The 19,544-nt window shown below is 48.8% G+C and carries 17 protein-coding genes; 4 read left to right on the plus strand and 13 right to left on the minus strand.

Annotation, left to right across the window (positions count from 1 at the left end; genetic code table 11):
* Nucleotides 1-51: 51 nt before the first annotated feature.
* Nucleotides 52-1,716, minus strand: a complete 1,665-nt coding sequence (locus ACR9Y8_RS15595; RefSeq protein ID WP_481214173.1) for a DUF6377 domain-containing protein — start codon at nucleotides 1,714-1,716, stop codon at nucleotides 52-54.
* A gap of 46 nt (nucleotides 1,717-1,762) precedes the next feature.
* Nucleotides 1,763-2,155: a winged helix-turn-helix transcriptional regulator gene (locus ACR9Y8_RS15600; protein WP_481214174.1), complete on the minus strand. Its 393-nt coding sequence runs from the start codon at nucleotides 2,153-2,155 to the stop codon at nucleotides 1,763-1,765.
* Nucleotides 2,156-2,229: 74 nt separating this feature from the next.
* On the opposite strand from ACR9Y8_RS15600, the gene ACR9Y8_RS15605 reads away from it, so the two are divergent.
* Nucleotides 2,230-2,871: a short chain dehydrogenase gene (locus tag ACR9Y8_RS15605; protein WP_481214175.1), complete on the plus strand. Its 642-nt coding sequence runs from the start codon at nucleotides 2,230-2,232 to the stop codon at nucleotides 2,869-2,871.
* 118 nt (nucleotides 2,872-2,989) lie between these two features.
* Here the strand turns inward: ACR9Y8_RS15605 and ACR9Y8_RS15610 are convergent, their stop codons facing one another.
* From ACR9Y8_RS15610 to ACR9Y8_RS15630, 5 genes are all read right to left on the minus strand, one after another.
* Nucleotides 2,990-3,853 carry a sigma-70 family RNA polymerase sigma factor gene (locus ACR9Y8_RS15610; protein ID WP_481214176.1) on the minus strand — a complete coding sequence of 288 codons (864 nt, stop codon included), beginning with the start codon at nucleotides 3,851-3,853 and terminating at the stop codon, nucleotides 2,990-2,992.
* A 1-nt stretch (nucleotide 3,854) separates the two neighbouring features.
* Nucleotides 3,855-4,760, minus strand: coding sequence for an EamA family transporter (locus ACR9Y8_RS15615; protein ID WP_481214177.1), 906 nt, complete (start codon nucleotides 4,758-4,760; stop codon nucleotides 3,855-3,857).
* Nucleotides 4,761-4,772: 12 nt separating this feature from the next.
* The gene (locus ACR9Y8_RS15620) at nucleotides 4,773-5,231 is read right to left on the minus strand and encodes a carboxymuconolactone decarboxylase family protein (protein ID WP_481214178.1); all 459 of its coding nucleotides are present in this window, start codon (nucleotides 5,229-5,231) and stop codon (nucleotides 4,773-4,775) included.
* Between the two features lie 93 nt (nucleotides 5,232-5,324).
* On the minus strand, nucleotides 5,325-6,116 hold the full coding sequence (locus tag ACR9Y8_RS15625) for a PhzF family phenazine biosynthesis protein (protein ID WP_481214179.1): 792 nt from the start codon (nucleotides 6,114-6,116) through the stop codon (nucleotides 5,325-5,327).
* The gene (locus ACR9Y8_RS15630) at nucleotides 6,079-6,915 is read right to left on the minus strand and encodes a PhzF family phenazine biosynthesis protein (RefSeq protein ID WP_481214180.1); all 837 of its coding nucleotides are present in this window, start codon (nucleotides 6,913-6,915) and stop codon (nucleotides 6,079-6,081) included. The genes ACR9Y8_RS15625 and ACR9Y8_RS15630 overlap by 38 nt, the downstream gene beginning before the upstream one ends.
* Before the next feature lie 114 nt (nucleotides 6,916-7,029).
* Here ACR9Y8_RS15630 and ACR9Y8_RS15635 point away from each other — a divergent pair, with 114 nt between their 5' ends.
* Together ACR9Y8_RS15635 and ACR9Y8_RS15640 are read left to right on the plus strand one after the other, a co-directional pair.
* Nucleotides 7,030-7,932 carry a helix-turn-helix transcriptional regulator gene (locus tag ACR9Y8_RS15635; RefSeq protein WP_481214181.1) on the plus strand — a complete coding sequence of 301 codons (903 nt, stop codon included), beginning with the start codon at nucleotides 7,030-7,032 and terminating at the stop codon, nucleotides 7,930-7,932.
* A 59-nt stretch (nucleotides 7,933-7,991) separates the two neighbouring features.
* Nucleotides 7,992-8,447, plus strand: coding sequence for an SRPBCC family protein (locus ACR9Y8_RS15640; protein WP_481214182.1), 456 nt, complete (start codon nucleotides 7,992-7,994; stop codon nucleotides 8,445-8,447).
* 48 nt (nucleotides 8,448-8,495) lie between these two features.
* On the opposite strand, the gene ACR9Y8_RS15645 is transcribed toward ACR9Y8_RS15640, so the two are convergent.
* From ACR9Y8_RS15645 to ACR9Y8_RS15660, 4 genes are all read right to left on the minus strand, one after another.
* Nucleotides 8,496-11,168, minus strand: a complete 2,673-nt coding sequence (locus tag ACR9Y8_RS15645) for a M1 family metallopeptidase (protein ID WP_481214183.1) — start codon at nucleotides 11,166-11,168, stop codon at nucleotides 8,496-8,498.
* Nucleotides 11,126-11,356, minus strand: a complete 231-nt coding sequence (locus ACR9Y8_RS15650; RefSeq protein ID WP_481214184.1) for a peptidase associated/transthyretin-like domain-containing protein — start codon at nucleotides 11,354-11,356, stop codon at nucleotides 11,126-11,128. The genes ACR9Y8_RS15645 and ACR9Y8_RS15650 overlap by 43 nt, the downstream gene beginning before the upstream one ends.
* 68 nt (nucleotides 11,357-11,424) lie before the next feature.
* The gene (locus ACR9Y8_RS15655) at nucleotides 11,425-12,567 is read right to left on the minus strand and encodes a helix-turn-helix domain-containing protein (protein WP_481214185.1); all 1,143 of its coding nucleotides are present in this window, start codon (nucleotides 12,565-12,567) and stop codon (nucleotides 11,425-11,427) included.
* A gap of 189 nt (nucleotides 12,568-12,756) precedes the next feature.
* Nucleotides 12,757-13,776: a polyprenyl synthetase family protein gene (locus ACR9Y8_RS15660; RefSeq protein WP_481214186.1), complete on the minus strand. Its 1,020-nt coding sequence runs from the start codon at nucleotides 13,774-13,776 to the stop codon at nucleotides 12,757-12,759.
* A gap of 186 nt (nucleotides 13,777-13,962) precedes the next feature.
* Between ACR9Y8_RS15660 and ACR9Y8_RS15665 the strand changes: the two genes are divergently transcribed.
* On the plus strand, nucleotides 13,963-14,310 hold the full coding sequence (locus ACR9Y8_RS15665) for a hypothetical protein (protein WP_481214187.1): 348 nt from the start codon (nucleotides 13,963-13,965) through the stop codon (nucleotides 14,308-14,310).
* A gap of 83 nt (nucleotides 14,311-14,393) precedes the next feature.
* Here ACR9Y8_RS15665 and ACR9Y8_RS15670 read toward each other — a convergent pair whose 3' ends face one another.
* Together ACR9Y8_RS15670 and ACR9Y8_RS15675 are read right to left on the minus strand one after the other, a co-directional pair.
* Nucleotides 14,394-18,173: a glycosyltransferase gene (locus ACR9Y8_RS15670; RefSeq protein ID WP_481214188.1), complete on the minus strand. Its 3,780-nt coding sequence runs from the start codon at nucleotides 18,171-18,173 to the stop codon at nucleotides 14,394-14,396.
* Between the two features lie 20 nt (nucleotides 18,174-18,193).
* On the minus strand, nucleotides 18,194-19,393 hold the full coding sequence (locus tag ACR9Y8_RS15675) for a glycoside hydrolase family 2 TIM barrel-domain containing protein (protein ID WP_481214189.1): 1,200 nt from the start codon (nucleotides 19,391-19,393) through the stop codon (nucleotides 18,194-18,196).
* Nucleotides 19,394-19,544: the final 151 nt, after the last annotated feature.

The following is a 19,544-nucleotide window of genomic DNA, read 5'->3' on the forward strand; positions in this document are numbered from 1 at the left end:
TATATTATACTAAATGATATATATCAGCATCCTACAACAGAAAGGCCTTATTTATACGGCTTTTATTTCCATCACGCGCTTTTCAAACTCCTCATTAGGCACAATAGAGCGGTTCTTTATTTTGGTTTTGTAGGTGGTGATGGTATTCACGGAATACTGGAGAATATGGGCTATTTTTTCATTATCGTGGATGCCCATCCTTATCAGTGCAAAAATCCGGAGGTCTGTATTCAGCAGTTCATTTTCTTCCAATACCTGCTGATCCTCATCCCGGAACATGCTGTTGAAGACCGTTACAAAATTGGGGAACAGCTTTAAAAAGGCATGGTCGAAATGCTGTACCAGCTCTTCCTTTTCCTTCCGCAGGTTGATTTTGGTGATCAGGGACTTTATTTCATCCAGTTTACGGTCTGCCAGCTTCTGTTCCAGCGACTTCTTAAACTTCTCCATCTTGTCATAAAAAGCGGCGTTAAAGTTGAAGAAGTAACCGATGTATTTCTCCTTGATCTTGTTGGCGTCTTCCAGGCGGGCATTGGTTTCGGCCAGCTGCCGGTTGATCTCCAGCTCCTTGATATGCGCCTGGGTGATGGTCTTTTGCGCCAGCTGCAGCTTCTTTACCTGCCGTAATATAATCAGGCCCAGGCCGATAATAAGCAATAACAAGAGGGTTACCGTAGTGGCATAGAACAGCAGCTTTCTTTTCTCCGTTTCTACCATGCTCAGTTTCTGGGCCTCAATGAGGGGCAGGATGGCGCTCACCTGTACCTTGCGCTGCCTGGCCCCGTAAAAGGAAGCGTCTGCAATGGCCCGGTTAATACAAAGAGAAGCATACTTTACATCTCCCTCTTTAAATAAAAGACTCGCCAGGTTAAAAGCGGCCGAAGTTTCTTTGGTTGAAGCCTGTATATCTGCAATAGCAGCGGTGGTCAGCAGCTGAATAGCGCTGTCTGTTTGACCGTTACGGATATAAAGATCGCTGAGGGTAGAGGTAGTAACCGCTACCTGGTGAGGTGTCAATACAGGGCGCTCTAAGATCGCCGTCAGGATGCTGAGCGCACCCGCCTTATTATCGGCCTTCAGCTCTTTCAGTCCGCGGTAGTAGGCCGCCTCATACGTGCTGGCAGGCAGCAGGGCCAGTGCAGAATCAATGTAGCGGCCTCCAAGAATATTATAAACAGGCGTATGGTATTTATCATTATCAAAATCGCCCAGGTCATAATAATAACGGCCCAGTAATGCGTAATATTCGGCCTTGCCGCTGTCAGGCAGCTGCTGCACATTAACCGCGGAAAGGGAGTCTAAGGTTTCCTTATACATACCTGAAGACAGCAATGAAAATCCCAGCTTGATCCTGGCATAAGCCAAACGGGCAGGATCATTCATTTGCAGGGCAGCTTCCCTGAGCTTGCGGGCATAGTGGTAGGAAGAGTCGAACTGGAAAAGGCGGTATTCTTCATACAGGCTTTTATATAAGCCGAACTGCGCCGACAGATCACCGGGACGGGCACTGCTTAGCAGTCTTTTAATACTGTCTATACGCTGTTGCTTATGGGCATCATACTGGTCTGCCTGTTGAATGGCCGTACCCAGCGCCTGCAGTTGCAGCGGCCTGTTGGTTTGGGCGTAAACTGTGCCTGCCAGCAATAGAAAAGGGATAAAAAAAAGGAGCTGCTTCCTGAGAGGGCGTAAGGAGTTGTGTGTGGAACCGGGCCGCATAGTAGAAAGATTGAATAACGTGTAACGGCAAATATATCCAAAAATGCTAGCTCCACACACAGCCGCTGATCTCCTGCTGCTTATGCTCCTTCAGGTAATCAACAGCCCACTTTTCCATAGCGGCTATCAGCGGGATCAGCGACTGCCCCGTAGGGGTAAGCATATATTCTACCCGTGGCGGCACCTCGGGCCAGGTAGTGCGGGCAACGATCCCGTCTTCTTCCAGCTCCCTGAGGTGATTGCTCAGCATGGCGGGAGTAATACCGGTGATGGCGCGGCCTAATTCACCAAAACGCTTTGCCCCATGCCGCAGGTTCCACAGGAGCAGCATTTTCCATTTACCGGAAAAAACATCCAGCGTAACCTGTACCGGGCAAAAATCTTTATCACTGTGCGTATTTTTTTCTGGCTGATTACCAGTAATTGTATGTTTTTCCATAGTAAGTATGATGACTGATACTACTTGATTTACACAATCTACGGCTTTTACTTTGCCCGCAAAAACAGTTTGTTATGAGAAAAGTGATCCTGATAGGAGCTACCGGCATCATCGGCAAAAATATACTGGGCGCGCTCCGTAGCTATGATGATCTTGAAATTGTAACGGTATCCCGCAAGGGTGGCGCCGACATACAGGCAGATATTTCATCCCTTCCCGATATACGCCGCATGTACGCTGAAGCGGGTGCTTTTGATGCAGTGATCTGCGCCGCAGGCGACTGCTACATCGGTCCTTTTGACCAGATGACGGAAGAAGACACGTACATTGGTATACGTGGTAAGATGATGGGACAGATCAACCTGGTGATGGCAGGCAAAGACCTGATCAACGACAAAGGCTCTTTTACGCTCACCTCCGGCTTCCTCTCCGATGATCCTATCAAAGGCTGCATCAATTATGCCATGGCCAACGGCGCTATCGATAACTTTGTATTTGCCGCCTCCATTGAGCTTTCCAGGAACATACGCATCAATGCAGTAAGCCCCGGATGGGTAGTGGAAGATTACGATGGCAGGATGGATAAGCCTACTATTGGCCAGTACCCGGTACCAATAGATAAAGTAGTACATGCATACTACAAAAGCGCATTCGGATACCTGAGCGGACAGGTGTACCGCGTGTGGGAAACATCCACGCAACGTAGGAAAGTTTGAGGTTTGAGGTTTGAAGTTTGAGGTTCGTTAAAAAGTTGGAAGTTCAAAGGTTTGCTTGCAACCTGTTTTGAACATATAACCTCTAACGAACCTCAAACCTCAAACGTCAAACCTTAAACTAAATTTGTTTTCCTTTCCCTTTGGTTTCCTCTTCAATGTTCTTCAGCTTATCCGGGTCTACCACGGTGCTGATCTGGTAGATCTCGCCCGCCGGCGAGATCCCCAGCACCTGGCAGGACAATATTTTTCCTTCCACATAAAACAACAACGCAGGCTGATGATTGACAGTGGTAGCTATAATGCTGGCGTTCACTTCAAATTTGTTGTATACATATACCAGCAGGTCTGCCACTTCATGAATACCCGTGCAGATCTTCTTCACCACATTCACTTTACCACCGCCATCAGCATAGAAGGTAATATCTTCCGCCAGCAGGTCTTCCAGCCGTTCGGTGTCTCCTCCCCTGATCGTATTTACATATTTTTCAAGGATCTCAGAGGGCACCGGTTCGCGGTGCAGCTTCACCGGGTGCTTTGACTGGCTCAATTTACTTTTGGCGCGGCTCAGCAATTTCCTGGACAGCTCCACAGTGCCCGACAATACTTCCGAGATCTCCTGGTGGGAATAGCCAAAGCCCTCCTTCAGAATAAATACGGCCCTTTCTTTTGGGTTCAGCTGTTCCAGCAGGATCAGTAAAGAATACGATACAATATCCTTCAGGTTGATATTGGTATCTGCCAGTTCAGTGGCCACAGGCTCGGGCAGCCATACTTCACCATAGCTCACCTTCTTCCGCCTGTTGCGAAGATTGATCGCATGATTGATCACTGATTTTATCAGGTAGTTCTTTTCGTTCTCCACGCCCTCCCGCGGTGTAGCCACGTAATTAGAGAGCACATCCTGGATAGCATCCTTGGCATCTTCTGCTGAGCCGAGAATGTTATAAGCATATGGAAATAGTACCTGCTGATAATCTTTCACCTTATACTATTTTAAATTCTTTACGCAATGTATTCAGGTTGATCAGTACGATCGCGGTAAGGATGAGCACAATGCCCAGCCATTGAATAGCCAGCACCTGTTCATGCAGCAATACATACGCCATACTTACGGATACTGGTATTTCGATGGAGATAATAATAGATCCCAGCCCGATGCCTGTTTTGGGCATACCTATACTGAACAGCAGCGGAGGCAATATAGTACCGAACAATGACAGCAGCAATCCCCACTTCCAGAAAACGGAGAGATGGAAATTTGCAGGCCATTGCGGAAGAGCTGCCAGCAGCACCAGTGTAGTGGCGCCTAATAGTGTCCAGTAACTCTTCTGCTGCGGCGGCATCTCCAGCGCGATCCTGTTTGATACAAACAGCATGCTCGTATAGGTCACCGCAGATGCCAATCCCCAGAGAACGCCGCGCAGATCCAGCCCTTCGTGATTATTGATCGCATTGGTGGCCAGCAAGGTGCCGCCCAGGATGATCAACACCGCCAGGCATTTGCCTTTTGAAGGCAATCGTCTCATTAATATTGATTCCAGCACAATGCCCATCCAGATCGTTTGCATCAGCAATACCACGCAGATGGAAACAGGAATATACTTTACAGACATATAATAACAAGTGCCCGTCAGCCCATAGGCAGTGCCGCCGATCACCAGTTTCAGGCGGTCGTATTTAGGGGCGGACGCTATGTATTGCCTGCCTGTCTTATTTTTCACGAGGGTAATGATACCCAGGGCCAGCAGGCCCAGGGTATATTGTGCAACTATCACCTCTGTGGTAGTATAACCTTCATTATAAGCCAGTCTTACCAATGTTGCCAGTACAGCATAGCATACCGCCCCTGTGATCACCAGCAACACGCCTTTTAACATTCCGGTTTTCATTGCCGCCATCATTTAATGTTGTCCTACTTCGTATTTACCCGGAATAGTGCCGAAGGCTTTATTAATACGGTTCCAGGTGTTGATCTGTGCAATGGCCAGTGTAAGGTCGGCTATCTCTGCTTTGGAGAAATGCGCCGCCAGGTTATTGAACACTTCATCGCTTACATGCTGGCTGTTGGCATGGGTCAGCACTTCCGCAAAAGCGAGTACTGCTCTTTCTTTGTCGCTGTAATAAGGCACTTCTCTCCATGCGGCCAGTGAGTGCAGCCGCAGTTCTGTTTCACCCATATTAGTGGCTTCTTTATGATGCATATCCAGGCAGTAGCCACAGCTGTTGATCTGTGATACCCGGTAGTTCATCAGCTCCCGCAGTTTCGGGTCTACAGTAGATTTCTTCAGATAGAATTCGGTCTTCATCAAACCATCCATCAATCCTTTGTTTGCTTCCTGGTAAGAAATACGCTGTGTCATATACTTTGTTTTTTGTTTTGAACAATGTTGTTTGATATATAGACACAGGTATTTCCCGAAACGTGACGAAAAAATAAAAAAAGTTGTAAATAACTAGTTATCAATGGACAATGTACCAGATACATAGGTCCGGGCGTGACCGGATATCAATACACGCTCACCCACATTCTCACAATACAGCGTCCCGCCCCTTTCAGATAGCTGTAAAGCTTTCATTTCTTTTTTTCCCAGCTGTTCAGCCCAGTATGGAATGAGAGAGCAGTGGGCAGAGCCGGTAACCGGGTCTTCAAAGTGAGAGGCCTGCGGCGTGAAAAAGCGGGAGACAAAATCGCTCTTTGTGCCGGGGGCGGTAATGATCACGCCGCCCGGATCAATATTGATCTGGTCGATGATCTGCCGGTTGATATGGATCTCACGTACATCCTGCTCCGATTCATACACCAGCAGGTAGTCGCGCGCTTTCAGTACGGCAGCGGGTAAACGGCTCAGGGACTGCGTGATGATCTTTGGCAGCTCTGCAGGTACAGGTTTACGGGAAGGAAAGTTCAGCGTATACAAGCCATTCGCTTCGCTTACTTCCAGCGGCCCGCTCCTGGAGCTGAAAACGATCTTATCCCCGGGATACTGCAATATAGCTTTCAGCGCATGTGCAGTGGCCAGTGTAGCGTGGCCGCAAAGATCCATTTCAATCTCGGGTGTGAACCAACGGAGCGCGAAGTGGTCGCCCTCCGGTATAAAGAAAGCGGTTTCAGGCACGTTGTTCTCTTTGGCGATCTGTAGCAGCAGCTGGTCTGGCAGCCATTCCTGCAGGGCTATTACGCAGGCAGGGTTACCGCCAAACAACTTATCAGTGAACGCGTGAATGATGGAAAACGGCACTTCCATAGCGCTGTGGATTTAAAGTATAAGTACCTTTTATAACAGTAACGGCCTGACCAGCCATTAAAACGCGGTCTCCATTTACCTTCACTTTCATAACACCGCCACGGGCAGACGCCTGGTAAGCCAGCATTTCGGATTTACCCAGCTTCGCAGACCAGTAGGGCGCCAGGCAACAATGGGCAGAGCCGGTAACCGGGTCTTCATTGATACCAATACAGGGGGCAAAGAATCGTGAAATAAAATCAAACTCAGATCCCTTCTCCGCCCTCGCAGTAATGACCACTTTAGGATGAGCTGTCAGCCTGAAGAAATCGGGACTGGCATTATATACCTCCGCTTCGGTAGCCAGTTCTACCAGGAACCGGTTGAAAACATATTCGGTATGTAAGGGACTTACGCCTAATATTTCCCTGATTTCCTGCGGTAACTGCACAGCATAGCCTGTGAAGGATGGGAAATCTAATGTGATCCAATCGTCATTACGGGCGGTAGTCAGCCAACCGCTCTGGGTATCGAATCTGATCTCCTCCTGCGGGGCTACCATGCCCTCCTGCCAGAGCGTATGAGCAGTGGCCAGTGTGGCATGCCCGCACAAGGGCACCTCTGTAACAGGAGTGAACCAGCGCAGGGTAAAATTGTCTCCGGCACGCGATACGAAAGCGGTTTCCGCCAGGTTGTTCTCCGCAGCAATCTGCTGCATAGTAGTATCGGGCAATGCGTTCTCTGTGATACAAACGGCTGCAGGGTTGCCCTTGAAGGGCGTGTCTGTAAATGCATCCACCTGGAAAAATGGTATTTCCATCCTGTACTGTTTTAGTCAATGCAATATTCGGCAAAATAACAGTGGCAATACAGATGCAGATTTTGAAATTTCGACCAGATCAGATGATTGCCCCGCATTTAGTAAATTGCCGCTATGGAACAGAAACAGGAAGAGATTTTTGATAACGGTATCAGGCGGTCCATACGCTGGCAATGTGGCGATATCCTGCTGGGGCACGCCGTTTCCACCTTTAAAGAGCTGACCAGCTTTAACGGCAGCAGTACCGCCGATGTGGTGCGTTTCCACTTTGGGCTCAAAGGCGATTACCGCTTTTACTATAAACAGCTGGACCGCTCATTCGACCTGATAGGCGGGCACCACAATATCATGTACTCCCGGGATTTTGATATTGAAGTATCTAATAAGACCCTCGAACTGGAAACATTCGGTATACAATTCCCCAGGCAGCAGTTCATACAGATCACAGAAAATGCCAACGATACGTTAAAGCGCTTCGCAGCAGACATCATGGACGGCAAGAGCATCCTGCTATCCGAAAACTGGGGCGCTATTGACGCTCCCATACAACAGGCCATACAGCAGATCATGTACTGCAAATACGGCGGCGATCTGAAAACCATGTTCCTCTTATCCAAAACCGTTGAACTGCTGGTGCTCTGCGCAGAGTCCTATACCGCCGCCAACAACAAAACAGATGCTTTTCTCCGCAGCAAGGCAGACAAGGAAAAGATCATTGCGGCCAGGGACCTGATCAACGACCGTGTTAGCAACCCACCTAATTTATCCGAGATCTCCAAAAGCATCGGCCTCAATGAATACAAGCTGAAACGCGGTTTCAAGGAAACTTTCAACAACACGGTGTTCGGTTACCTTACAGAACAGCGCCTACACCTGGCGCACCAGTATTTAAGAGATACACAGAAAACAGCTGCTGAAATATCCTTTGAGCTGGGCTATGCCACTCCGCAGCATTTTAATAATGCCTTCAAGAAGAAATTTGGGGTTACACCTTTTTCTGTCAGAAATAATCCGTAAAACGCAATCACCTCCGTTATAAGCCACCTAATATTGCAGTGTACTAAAAAACTGACAATATGAACGCGCCATTAACCTTATCAAGCAGTATCCTGATTAATGCATCTCCTGCCAGGGTATGGGCGGTACTGGTAAACCCGGAAGAAACCGTAAAATACATGTTCGGTTGTGTGCCTGATTCTGACTGGCAACCAGGCAGCCCTTTGTTATGGAGAGGAACATTTGACGGGGTGGAAATAGTGGCTGTAAAAGGCACTGTGACGGAGATCAGGCCGGAAGCTTACCTGGCCTACACCGCTATTGATCCTAATGATCCTAAAGTAGCCGACATCCCCGAAAACTACATTACCATTACCTATACGCTGACGCCCACAAACGGGCATACTACGCTCAGCGTAACACAGGGCGATTACTCAAAAGTAGCAGAAGGCGAGAAACGCTATCAGCACAGTATTGAAGAAGGCGGCTGGGACCCGCTGCTGGAGCAGATCAAACAGATCGCAGAAAATAATTAAATCAAAAGGATGGTACCTTTATTACGGACCATCCTTTTTTTATCTTGTTCAGGCCTCTTTTACCTGTATATAGAAATGCCGCTCATCCACTTCGAAATCATCTTTATTCATCTGCTTTAGCGTCATCACTTTCCAATCAGTGGCCGGGTAAATAAACCCAAAGCGGTCCGGCGCCAGTGTTACTTTTACTGGCATACGAAAACCAGCTACATTGGCCTGCCAGCGGTATTTCACCTGCAGGTCACGCCCCTGTTCTTTCAATGCTATTTCCAATGTGGGCAGATTGGTATATTTCAGGTATTGATCAAAGAACCAGGTATAATCTTTCCCGCTACGTTTACAGATATAACGCACCAGGTCATCTGAAGAAAGCGTGTGATAACGGAACTGCTGCTGTATATCTTTTAACAGATTAAACCATAAAGTATCGCTGTTCAATACCGCACGGAAGGTGTTCAGCATCAGGCTGCCTTTGGAGTACATATCCCCGATATCATAAAAGATGTGGTTAACGTCGTAAACACCTATAATAGGTTCGCGGTTCTTTACACCGTCTTTCTGGTTGTTCAGGTATTCAACAGCAGCGTCTTTCCCAAAAGAGCATTCCACCATCAAAGACTCTGCATAGGTGGCAAATGCCTCGTGCATCCACATATCAGCAATATCTTTGCAGGTAATGGCGTTGCCCCACCATTCATGCGCAGCTTCGTGCCAGAGTAAAGGGGCATAATCACTACGCATACCGGATTTGATCTTTCCTATACATACGCCGCTCTGGTGTTCCATGGGATAAAGGCTTTCCAGCAGTCTAAAACCGTCGCGCGGAAAAGGATATTTACCGAAATGCTGTTCAAAGCACTTTAACATTGGCTTTACCTGTGCGAACATCGCTTTGGCCATTTCCAGGTGATAAGGCATCGCATAAAAGTCCAGTGTAAGCGTGTCCTTACCGCTGATGTATAGATCATTAAAATGTGCGTATTTACCAATGCAAAAGGTGGCATTGTAATTATTGATGGGATAGCCCACTGCCCATTCATAACGGGTTTTATCTGTCCCTACCGCCGTCTTTCCCTGCAGCCGGCCATTAGATATTTCTGTAAAACCGTTGGGGACAGTGATCCAGATGCGCATACTATCCGGCTCATCAGACAAATGATCTTTGCAAGGCCACCAGAGACTGGCTCCGGAGCCCTGGCACACCATCTGGATCCATGGGTTGCCGTCTTCGTCCTTATCCCATAGCACACCGCCGTTCATTGGAACATTTAAGTCAGGCACCTGCGGCACACCGTTATAATATACGGTCACTTCCTCTTCACTGCCCGCAGGCAGCTTGGACGGGAAGCTTACAACAACAGCATCATACTCACGCGTAAACGGCAAAGCCTGATCGCGGTACAAGATCTTTTCAATATGCATATCAGCATACAGGTCCAGCTGTATGCGATTAAACGGATCCACTACTTTAAAACGGATCTTACTGCTGCCGCGGATGGAACGGCTAGCGGGATCAATTTCCGCATCCAGATGGTAAAAGCTGACATCATAACAGGAACGAAGCGGTGACAACATACCGCGTAAGGTATCCGCCCGTGTGAAACCATTCTGACGATTAGAAACATGCCTGGCCTGGGGCGGAGCCGGACTTTCGTGCTTTTGTTTCAGCGAATCCGGCAGCACTGGTAACAGGATGTTATAATTCTCCCAGAAACTGGCATCGTATTCATTCCCCACTTCGTTGTACATAGACGACTTGTTGTTACTGACACCGCTAGTAAAACGATCCACCTTGTCGGTATTAATGTCTGTCACCAGCAGATAGAAATCTCCCGTCCACGCCACGTTGGTCATGCCCCTCTTTTTACTGTTCACCACGCAATCCCAATGACGCTGTACCGTGCTGAGATAAGTTTTATTCCGGTACTGCTTATAGGTAACCACCATCTTAAGCCGTGTAAAATCCAGCGTGGCCTTATTCACCTTCGACATGATCGTGTAGCTGATCCCACCTTTCTGGTGACCGTTTATATAGTCAACACCCGCCGGGGTGGTTTCCATTTCACAGCGCACCAGCGCCATGGAATTTTCGTCAATGTAAAGTGTTGCCCTCACCAGCGCTTTACGGCTGTCTTCTTTGGGTTGCAGGAAAAGCACCAGCAGGTTACGGTCGCCTTCCCGAACGGTTTCCTTATAGTCGCAGTTGTAGTAGCGGAAATTGCGTTCATTCAGTATGTTCCGCCTGGCATCGAGGTATTTCTGCAGGTCTTCGTTCAGGGATGAATAGGCGGTGTTCATGATATTACCGATCCAGTAATACAGCTGCGGATCCTTGCTCCAGTCCACCTTTTTCTTACGTCCCTTGAGAATGCGGATCTGGTCTTTATGGTCCCGGCTGCTATGATAGGTTTTATAAATATCCAGCACCGATTCATTAAAATTGATGGTATCCCCCGCCAGGCGGATATTTTCGCGGTAAAAAGCGGTCAGCTTTACATCTGCGGTATCATAGTTGTCTGGTATCTTACTGATCATTTGTTTCAGGATCGCCAGGCCACTACGTGCGTTTACCGACACCGCAGGTAGCAGGTATACCGCCGGTTCGAGGCGCATATCCATATCCTGCAGGTTGCCGGAGGGCAGGGGTATCACAGTGGTTTTATAACCAATACAGGAGATCAGCAGGGTGTCCTGCCAATATTTATCCGGTATATTGAACATGAAGTCTCCCCCGCATTGGTAAGGGTACCAATGCTTCCCTGTTTCAACTGGATATTGGCATAAATAACAGGTTGATGGCTTCCGGCATCTGTAACGCGGCCGGAAAGGGTCTTGAACTTCTCCTGGGCAATTACCTGGCCGCCAGCCAGGAGCATTAGTAACAAACAAAGCCGAAGGTGGTGTTGCATCTTTTTTTCTGACAAAGCAAGCTATTTCAGGTCTTTAGGTCTACTCAAATCCGGACTTGAGCACTATTTTACTGCTCATTTTCCTGTTTTGAGGCCCCCTTGAGGTGTTGCTGCATATACTCCCGGGGCGACATTCCCGTACTACTGCGGAAGGCGCGCTGGAAAGTGGCCTGGGAATTAAAGCCGGCGTCAAGGGCCAGGGCCAGGATCGTCATATTATCCTGTTCCGCCTGGCTAAGCTTTTGCTTAAAGGCCTCTACCCGGTATCCGTTCACAAACTCGTTAAAGCTTTTCTGCAGGTGCTGGTTCAATACCAGGGAGATGGTTTTCTGCGGCAAACCGGTATGACGGGACAGCACGGCCAGGTTAAGGTCAGGCTCGAGGTACAGGCGGTCCTGCTCCATGGCTTTGCGCAATAAAGGCACCGCCTCCGCCACCAGCTCTATGGGTGGTGGCGCCACGGCTTTCCTGGTGACCGGTGTTTCCTCCGGTGCCATGAGGTACCCTTTTAAGCCCAGGCAGTAGATGAGCACCACCAGCGGAATGTATACGGGGTACCAGTCTACCGTATTCAACACTTTATCTGTCAGGGAGGGGATCACATAAGGCACCAGGTAAACGAACCAGATAGCCTGGAAAACAAGGAAAAGGCGGATAAACTGCCGCAGCCACTGGCGGTAGGCATTGTTTTCCGTTCCTGACGCAAGGTACCTGGCGGATAACCAGAGATATAGCGTGATAGCGCCCCAACGGGGAATATCAGCATATACATTATAGTTGTCAATAAATCGGCCCCAGGGCGCGGGCGGCGAGCTAATAAGGCCGGTCAGCAGACCAGTGAAATAGATCAGTGTGGTCAATTCAGGTACAACGTCTATGATCACCGGCAGAAAATGCAGCCGCTGCTTCCTGCCAAGCCGGAAGGATGGCTCCATACTGCTTCTGATATAAAAATACAACAGCGGGCCTACGGGCATGATGATCACCAGCGGTATAATGTTGCCCAGGAGATTCAGTACAGGATCATTATTGAACCAGGGAGATTCGAAGAGGTACAGGTTCAGACAAGCCAGCGCGATCAGTAATATAAGCGTAGCTAAAAAACGGTTGGGCCGGGATCTTTTCTTCGAAAAGAAGAGCAGCACGCTCATAATAGCCCCCTGAAGGAAGCCCAGCAGCATCAGTATATGAAAAAATTCGGCGAAGGTCATGGCCCGGGGGTTTGGGCTTTAAAGATAAAAATATTCCTTCCATATACCTGCTACATACCCTCCACATACCTTCCATATACCCCCCGCCTTTTTCCAATACAATTTTACCTGTCTTCTCCTTGCACTATCCTTGCAGTATCCTTGCTCCCTGAGCATTTCGTTAAAATAGTATCACTTCATCAGCGCTTTTCAATATCCTCTGTTCAATAACTGGTCCGCCAGCTCCAATAAAGGCCGTTTATGCTCCGCCGCCACCGTCATATCTTCCAGGTGCTGCAAAGCAATCTGCGTAAAACGTTCCTTTTCCCGCAGGGCCCATTCATCCACCTTGCAATCCCGGTACAGCTGCAGCATACGGGGCACTTTATCGGGCCCGGTTAAAGACAGCAGCTCTTCCAGGTAATCCCGCTGTACCGGGTTGCCAAATTCATGGGCTTTCAGCAGCAGGAAGGTCTTTTTATTGGTAACGATATCCCCGCCCAGCTGTTTGCCGAATTTCTCCGGGTCGCCAAAGCAGTCCAGGTAATCGTCCTGGATCTGGAAGGCGATGCCTACATGTTTGCCAAAGGCGTACAGGTGCTCCTGGTCTTCGCTGCAGGCGCCACCTATAATACCGCCCATCTGCAGGCTGGCTGCCACCAGCACAGAGGTTTTTAAGGTAACCATATTGAGGTAATCAGGATAAGAAACGGCCCTCAGGGGCATATTTTCCAGGTCCAGGTCCATTTGCTGGCCTTCACATACCCCTAAGGCCGCTTCTGTAAATACCGCTGTTACTTTTTGCTTATAGCGGCCCTGTATACAATTCAGATATTCATAGGCATATAACAGCAGGGTATCACCGGCCAGTATGGCGGTGTTGGTATTATATTTCATATGGATAGTGGGCCTGCCCCTCCGCAGAGGGGCGCGGTCCATAATATCGTCATGTACGAGCGTAAAATTGTGATACAGTTCCACTGCATTAGCGGCCAGGAAGCTATCCAGCTGCAGTGGACTGATAAGCGCATTGCCCATCAGGCATAACACGGGGCGTATACGTTTACCGCCATTGCTCAGCGTATAATCTATGGCGTCATAAAGGGTGGCAGGAGCTTCAGGAAAAAGGCGGTCGCTGAATTGCTGCTCAAAAGCAGCAAGAAGGTCTTTGAAGGAAGCCGGCAACTGCTCTCCGGCAGTGGTATTTTGAGGAGAGGGATAGGCATCCATAGCCATACGGTTTATACTAAGATAAGCATCCCTCCTGAAATAGGGTCGCAGTAACCGCACAACTGAGGATCAGCAAGCCTCCAACCTTTAACATTTAACTAACACCAAACCTCAGTCCTCAGACCTCAAACCTGTCCCACTGGCATCATTATTGGGTAGTTATATGTATATAAAATCAAAACTTTTATGAAAACAATGAAAAAACTACAGGTCATTTTATTCGCGGCCGCTGTTGCGGTTTCCGGATCACTGATCGTAAGCAGTTCATATGCACAGGGCGTTGACAGCGCCATCAGGAAAGTAGGACAGGCCGGTAAGAAAGTAGGACAAACAGGCAAGAAAGTAGGGCAGAAAAGTGCATCAGTAGCAGTAAAGGGCGCATCCAAAGTGGCAGACAAAACCTATAAAGGAAAAGAAGGCCCCAACGGTGAAACCGTATACATCGATAAAAACGACCACAAGTATATAGTAGACGATAAAGGCAAGAAAGTATACCTGGATGAATCAGATATCCGTGATAAGAAACAGGATTAATACATCCAGCACAATAAAAGAGAGAAAATGCAACGTGATGAGATTTCATCCGCTGCATTTTTCAATTTAAAGCCCACACATCTTTATCTTAAAGGAATATTCAGATCAGATAAGGCAGCAGCAGAACGCTCCCCTTCGGTGGCCAACAGGTAGAGCTTATACCCCTTGGGATTGTCCGGGATGTTGAGCGTCAATTCAGGCCCCTCTCCTGCCCATTCCATTACCAGCGGATAGCCCCAGCGGTCTGTACGTACCAGCCTCCATTCATACCGTATATGCGTTTTACCCGGTCCCGGCGTAGCCCATTGTTGTCCCTTGCGGATCAGCGCCCGGTAGGTAAGTGCAGCACCGGGCTTCACCAGCCGTGCCGGACGGAGGATCTTCATCTCCGGCAAGGCGGAAGCTGCTTTTTCTTTACCCCAGCGCTGACCTAACTGGTACCAGGCTGGTTTATAGCGTCCCCAGTGGTCTACCATCCCGTCAAACGACAAGTAATCTTTCTCCCCCGTATCCTGCCAGGCATTGATGAAAGCACCCATATGTGGGCCCGCTATTTTTACATACTCCGGTACGGATATACGGCTGATAAAGCAGGGAACCTGCAGCTGGTTCACCGCCGCAAGGCCGCTGGTATCCTCGCCAACGATCAATCCGAAAGCATCTACCTCGGGCAACTGCAGCTGCAATTGCTGTAAAGTAGCTGCCGCCCTGGTATTCAGGGGCACTTCCATGGTTATGGGCCGTTGCGGATCAATGGCTTTGATACGAAGCAGCAGCTTCTTTAACCAGGTAACATAGGCCTCCTGCTGGTAAAGCAGGGAAGGTTTGTAATACCTTTCGCCCAGCTGCTGCCAGAGGGTGTCTGCTATATTCCAGGCCACAATGCTTTGGTGATCCTTCAGGTCTTTGACAGTAGCCACGATCTCGTTAGACAGGCTTGACAGCTGCGGCATATCCCGGATCACATCCGGCGTTTCGGGTACATCAAAGCTGTAATGCACACCGATATGATACCTGGCTGCCAGGGTAAGGATGTTCCTGTCGTATACACCAGGGCCTTCCCGCATGATGGTATTGATACCCACCCGCTGCATGCCTTCAAAATCATTGATGATGGTCCTGCGGGTAAGCGCATGGAAATTCTTATACCAGTGACGTCCCTTCTGGTAATGTACCCCGTGTATGTCGGCAGGTAAAGGCCGCCGTTCTTTTGAAGGCGTGTTATACACTGCCAGACTGGGCGTTATTTCATCCCGATGAACAGAGCGGTATCCCCTGGACGCCTGGTATTTTGTGATGGTGGCAAAGAAAGCGCCGGGATCCTGCAGCTTCCAATGCAGCTCCGTGTCCTTTGCGCCGTTAGGCAGGTTCCTGTCCACATCAGAGTTGAACAACACAATACCTTTAATCTCCGCAAACTGCTGGTCTATGGCTACAAAGGAATCTGAGAGCCATTTTTCCTGTCCGCCTTCCTCACGCAGCGAGCCTGTTTCTGCCACTATAACGGGCAGGCCCGAACGGAAAAGCGGATGACGGTGAAAAGGCGCATACAATTGCTTGAACGAATAAGCGGTACTGTCAGGATTATAGGTACCATAATTCAGGCAGGTAACGCCCAGCCAGTCCACATATCCCGGACCGGGATAGTAATCATCTATGTGCTCCGCGCGCCAGGGGTTCCACACCCATATTACATTATTGGCTTTTTGCCGTATAAAGAAATCATGTACATATTTCCAGGCCTTCCTGAAATCTTCCGGCGTGTTGCCACCGCTGGAAGACCAGGGATAGAAGGGATTATCTGCCTCATGCGCAAAACGCAGGTATACCGGCCTGTTAAGCGCCCTTACCTGGAAAGCAAATTTCTCCAGGTAGCGGTCAAAGTGACCGGTATAGATGTAAGACAACATGTACTTACCTTCGGTAGCGATGCCGCTTTTAAAAAGCTCGCCCCAGGGTTCCCAGGTGATCATGGGATAGGAGCCATTCCTGTAAATGGAATCCATCAGTTTCGAAGGCACATAGCATTGCTCCTCATCGCCCCAGGGAATATAGAGCGACACAATATTGAAGTGGGTGTTATAACGTTGCTGATAATCCTTCACCTGTTTCATGACGCTAAGGCCATTTGGTTGTGCAGGGCTGAAAACACCGGAATAGAATACATGCTGTTTGGAACGATAGCGGGGCATATGGCCGGGGAAACGGGCGGCGCCTGTCAGGAAATACAAAGCGGAGAACGAAACAAGGAGCACCAGCGGCAGTGCAGCACTGCGGATACCATCGTACATTCCATGGCGGAAATCCCAGAGGAACTGCTTTACCACTTTCCAGCCTGCAAATACTGCCTTCATAAAACCTAGCCGGGCCCGGAGGCGTATCAAATCATTCCTTCGGCTGATAATGATGTTGAACAGCATGATGCCGCAGTTCATACCTGCAATACCTGCCATTACCAATATAAAGGGGTTCCAGTCGTTATACAATCCGTATATAATGGCGCCCAGCGAAGCCAGGGCAACTACCCCGTTGGGAATATTCAGCTTCCAGTTATCCGATTCGCTGTCATCTTTAGGTGTAGGTATATAAGGTATCTTTTTCCGGATGATGGTATACACCAGGCCCAGTATATAGATCCACCAGGTGCCTATCAGCAGTAAGCCGCCTAATACGTGATTCCCCCTTTCATTCTCTCCCATTACCCAGCGTTGTACAAAATGCCGGATGGCCATCGTGGTGCTCAGAAACGGCGCTCCCACCAATGCAAACGACAGCAGGTCCATCCGGAAAGGGATCAGTCCCAGCGTGAGTGAAAGAATCGGCACCAGGAAATTGACCAGGAAGATCACCCCTGAAAAATAATGGAAGGGTATTGTAAAATAATGCAGCCGCTGCCGCCAGGTAAAATGCTTAAACAGTTTGGGGTAAGTAGTAACCAGCAGTTCAAAGGTGCCCCTTGCCCATTTCAGCTGCTGCTTGTAATAGGCTGATAAAGTAGAGGGCACCAGGCCATAAGTAAGCACCGCAGGTACATACACTGATCTCCATCCTTTGGCGTGCAGCTGCATGGCAGTATGCATATCCTCAGAAAGGCCCGCTGCATGCCCGCCGATAGAGTCCAGCGCTGTTCTGCGGAAAGTACAGTTGGCGCCGATGGCCAGCACCGTACCATAACGGTTCATGGTCATCATCATAGGGCCGTAGAACTGGAAGGTTTGCTGGGCGGCCCCTTTGGCTATCAGGCTGTCCTTCATATTATCATAAGCCTGTACTACCTGTACAAAACCTACTTTATCATCTGAAAAATGCGGTATGATATGATCCAGGAACTCCGGCAAAGGCACGTGATCAGGATCCAGCACCACGCAGAGATCGCCGTTCGACTGCCGCAGTGCGTTATTGATGTTGCCTGCTTTGGCATCTACTTTTATAGTACGCGTAACATGGTGCACACCCAGGCGGTGGCATAATGCCTTCAGGTACGGATCATCTGCCTCATCACAGAGATAGGTATTGTGCGGGTACCTGATGGCCTGGATGGCCTCCAGCGTTTCCTCGATCATTGCATAAGGCTCCCCCGCACAAAAGGTGGTAAAGATATCCACCGTGAAGTGTTTGCTAAGCGGCGGTGTAGGCGGTACCGTTATATACAGGTAATGGTACCATTCATGCAATACCCGCAGGCAGTTAAAGACAGTTGTTACTATCAATAGCCAGTAGAAGGGCGCATATCCTACCTGCAGCGGGTTTAGCAGGCAGTATAAAAAATACGCCATACTGCAAACTCCGATGAGGATCATCAGGCGCAGCGACCAGAGTTCTGTTCGCGTTGGAGGGTTAGCTTTCTTGGGTGTTACATGCATAAAATAATCATTCACATTGTCTACTCAACTACATAAAAAGGTGTATTGGCTGTGGAGAAATTTCCATGCTCATCCATCACCTTTGCGTAAATCCGGTAGGGGCCTTCCTTTAAAGGGGCCTTAAATGTTAAGCGTAATTTGTTATTGGCAGACAGCAGGGTATCCAGCATGGTAAGCGGCGCCTGGTGCAGCTCGTCAAACCAGTCCTCCTGCAGGATCTGCCAGTGTACTTTAAGGTTGTCTGCCCGGTTATCTTCCAACAGCAATTCAGCTGTTTGCTGATCGCCAGGCAGCAGCATAATATTGTCCCTTGCACCTTTGTTATTCAACAGCATATATTTGATCTGCGGCGGCTGATGGGCAGGCCATTTACCCGTCCACAGGTACTGTATGGTGCTAACCGCCTCCGTGCTGGCATTCTCTTCATCAAACATGCTGAACCACGTGGGCGTGGTTTCCTGTTTCTGTCCCCAGTAAAAAACCAGCGCCCCCAGGAACCTGGGATTATCCTGCGGCAATTGTTTGTACAACTGCTGGTAGTGCTCCGCTTTTTTGGTGCTGGTGCTTTCAATGGGCGCTTCCCAATTGGTACGCTCAGATTCCCAGGGACCATAAGCGCCCCATTCGGTAATGAGGAAAGGGCCATTCCAGCACCAGGCATATTTCTTCAATTGATCATCCAGCAATTTTAACTTGCCGAAAGTATTGATAGAAACCAGGTCCAGGTTATGCAGCTTCCATTTGATCATCATTATTTGTACTATGTTGAGGTTGGGCATGGTGGAAGTCACCGGGTGATCAGGATCTGTGGTATGGATCATATCCAGCAGCCGGTTATAGGTTTTGTAAAAAGCACCGTAGCCCGGCTTCCAGGTAAAATTCAGCTCATTGCCCAGGCACCACATTAACAAGGCAGGATGATCTTTGTATCGCCGCACGGTCTTTTCAAATGCCCGGTATTGAGCAGCTACTTTGGCGGTGTCTTTATAGAAATAATCCAGGTAAGCGCTGACGGGCATTGATAACCCGACGATCACCGCCAGGTTGTTGCGCTGCGCTTCATCCAGGATAGCGCCCAGGTGAACGGTATCCCAGGTACGGATGGTATTGCCGCCTATTTCCCGCAGTTTTTCAAGATGTGTGTAGCCGGAGGCGCCTTTTACTTTAAAAGGTTGGCCGTTTCGGTAAAGTGCATATCCCCTCCCCTTCCTTAGTGACATAGACGGTTCCATGTTTAATGGATTTTGAGGGGGTGGTATTACAATTCATCAAAAGGAAGGAAAGTACCCAGTAAAGGTGTTTCCGCAGTATCATGGTTCAATAAATTCGATATGGTTGCATTGTCTCCCTTAAGTTAAAAAACAATCTGTT

The sequence above is a fragment of the Chitinophaga sp. SVR4-12A genome (assembly GCF_056754765.1).

Coding starts and splice junctions, on each gene's coding strand:
- ACR9Y8_RS15595 (WP_481214173.1), bottom strand. CDS start 1,716: ATGCGGCCCGGTTCCACACACAACTCCTTACGCCCTCTCAGGAAGCAG.
- ACR9Y8_RS15600 (WP_481214174.1), bottom strand. CDS start 2,155: ATGGAAAAACATACAATTACTGGTAATCAGCCAGAAAAAAATACGCAC.
- ACR9Y8_RS15605 (WP_481214175.1), top strand. CDS start 2,230: ATGAGAAAAGTGATCCTGATAGGAGCTACCGGCATCATCGGCAAAAAT.
- ACR9Y8_RS15615 (WP_481214177.1), bottom strand. CDS start 4,760: ATGAAAACCGGAATGTTAAAAGGCGTGTTGCTGGTGATCACAGGGGCG.
- ACR9Y8_RS15620 (WP_481214178.1), bottom strand. CDS start 5,231: ATGACACAGCGTATTTCTTACCAGGAAGCAAACAAAGGATTGATGGAT.
- ACR9Y8_RS15625 (WP_481214179.1), bottom strand. CDS start 6,116: ATGGAAGTGCCGTTTTCCATCATTCACGCGTTCACTGATAAGTTGTTT.
- ACR9Y8_RS15630 (WP_481214180.1), bottom strand. CDS start 6,915: ATGGAAATACCATTTTTCCAGGTGGATGCATTTACAGACACGCCCTTC.
- ACR9Y8_RS15635 (WP_481214181.1), top strand. CDS start 7,030: ATGGAACAGAAACAGGAAGAGATTTTTGATAACGGTATCAGGCGGTCC.
- ACR9Y8_RS15640 (WP_481214182.1), top strand. CDS start 7,992: ATGAACGCGCCATTAACCTTATCAAGCAGTATCCTGATTAATGCATCT.
- ACR9Y8_RS15645 (WP_481214183.1), bottom strand. CDS start 11,168: ATGTTCAATATACCGGATAAATATTGGCAGGACACCCTGCTGATCTCC.
- ACR9Y8_RS15650 (WP_481214184.1), bottom strand. CDS start 11,356: ATGCAACACCACCTTCGGCTTTGTTTGTTACTAATGCTCCTGGCTGGC.
- ACR9Y8_RS15655 (WP_481214185.1), bottom strand. CDS start 12,567: ATGACCTTCGCCGAATTTTTTCATATACTGATGCTGCTGGGCTTCCTT.
- ACR9Y8_RS15660 (WP_481214186.1), bottom strand. CDS start 13,776: ATGGATGCCTATCCCTCTCCTCAAAATACCACTGCCGGAGAGCAGTTG.
- ACR9Y8_RS15665 (WP_481214187.1), top strand. CDS start 13,963: ATGAAAACAATGAAAAAACTACAGGTCATTTTATTCGCGGCCGCTGTT.
- ACR9Y8_RS15670 (WP_481214188.1), bottom strand. CDS start 18,173: ATGCATGTAACACCCAAGAAAGCTAACCCTCCAACGCGAACAGAACTC.
- ACR9Y8_RS15675 (WP_481214189.1), bottom strand. CDS start 19,393: ATGTCACTAAGGAAGGGGAGGGGATATGCACTTTACCGAAACGGCCAA.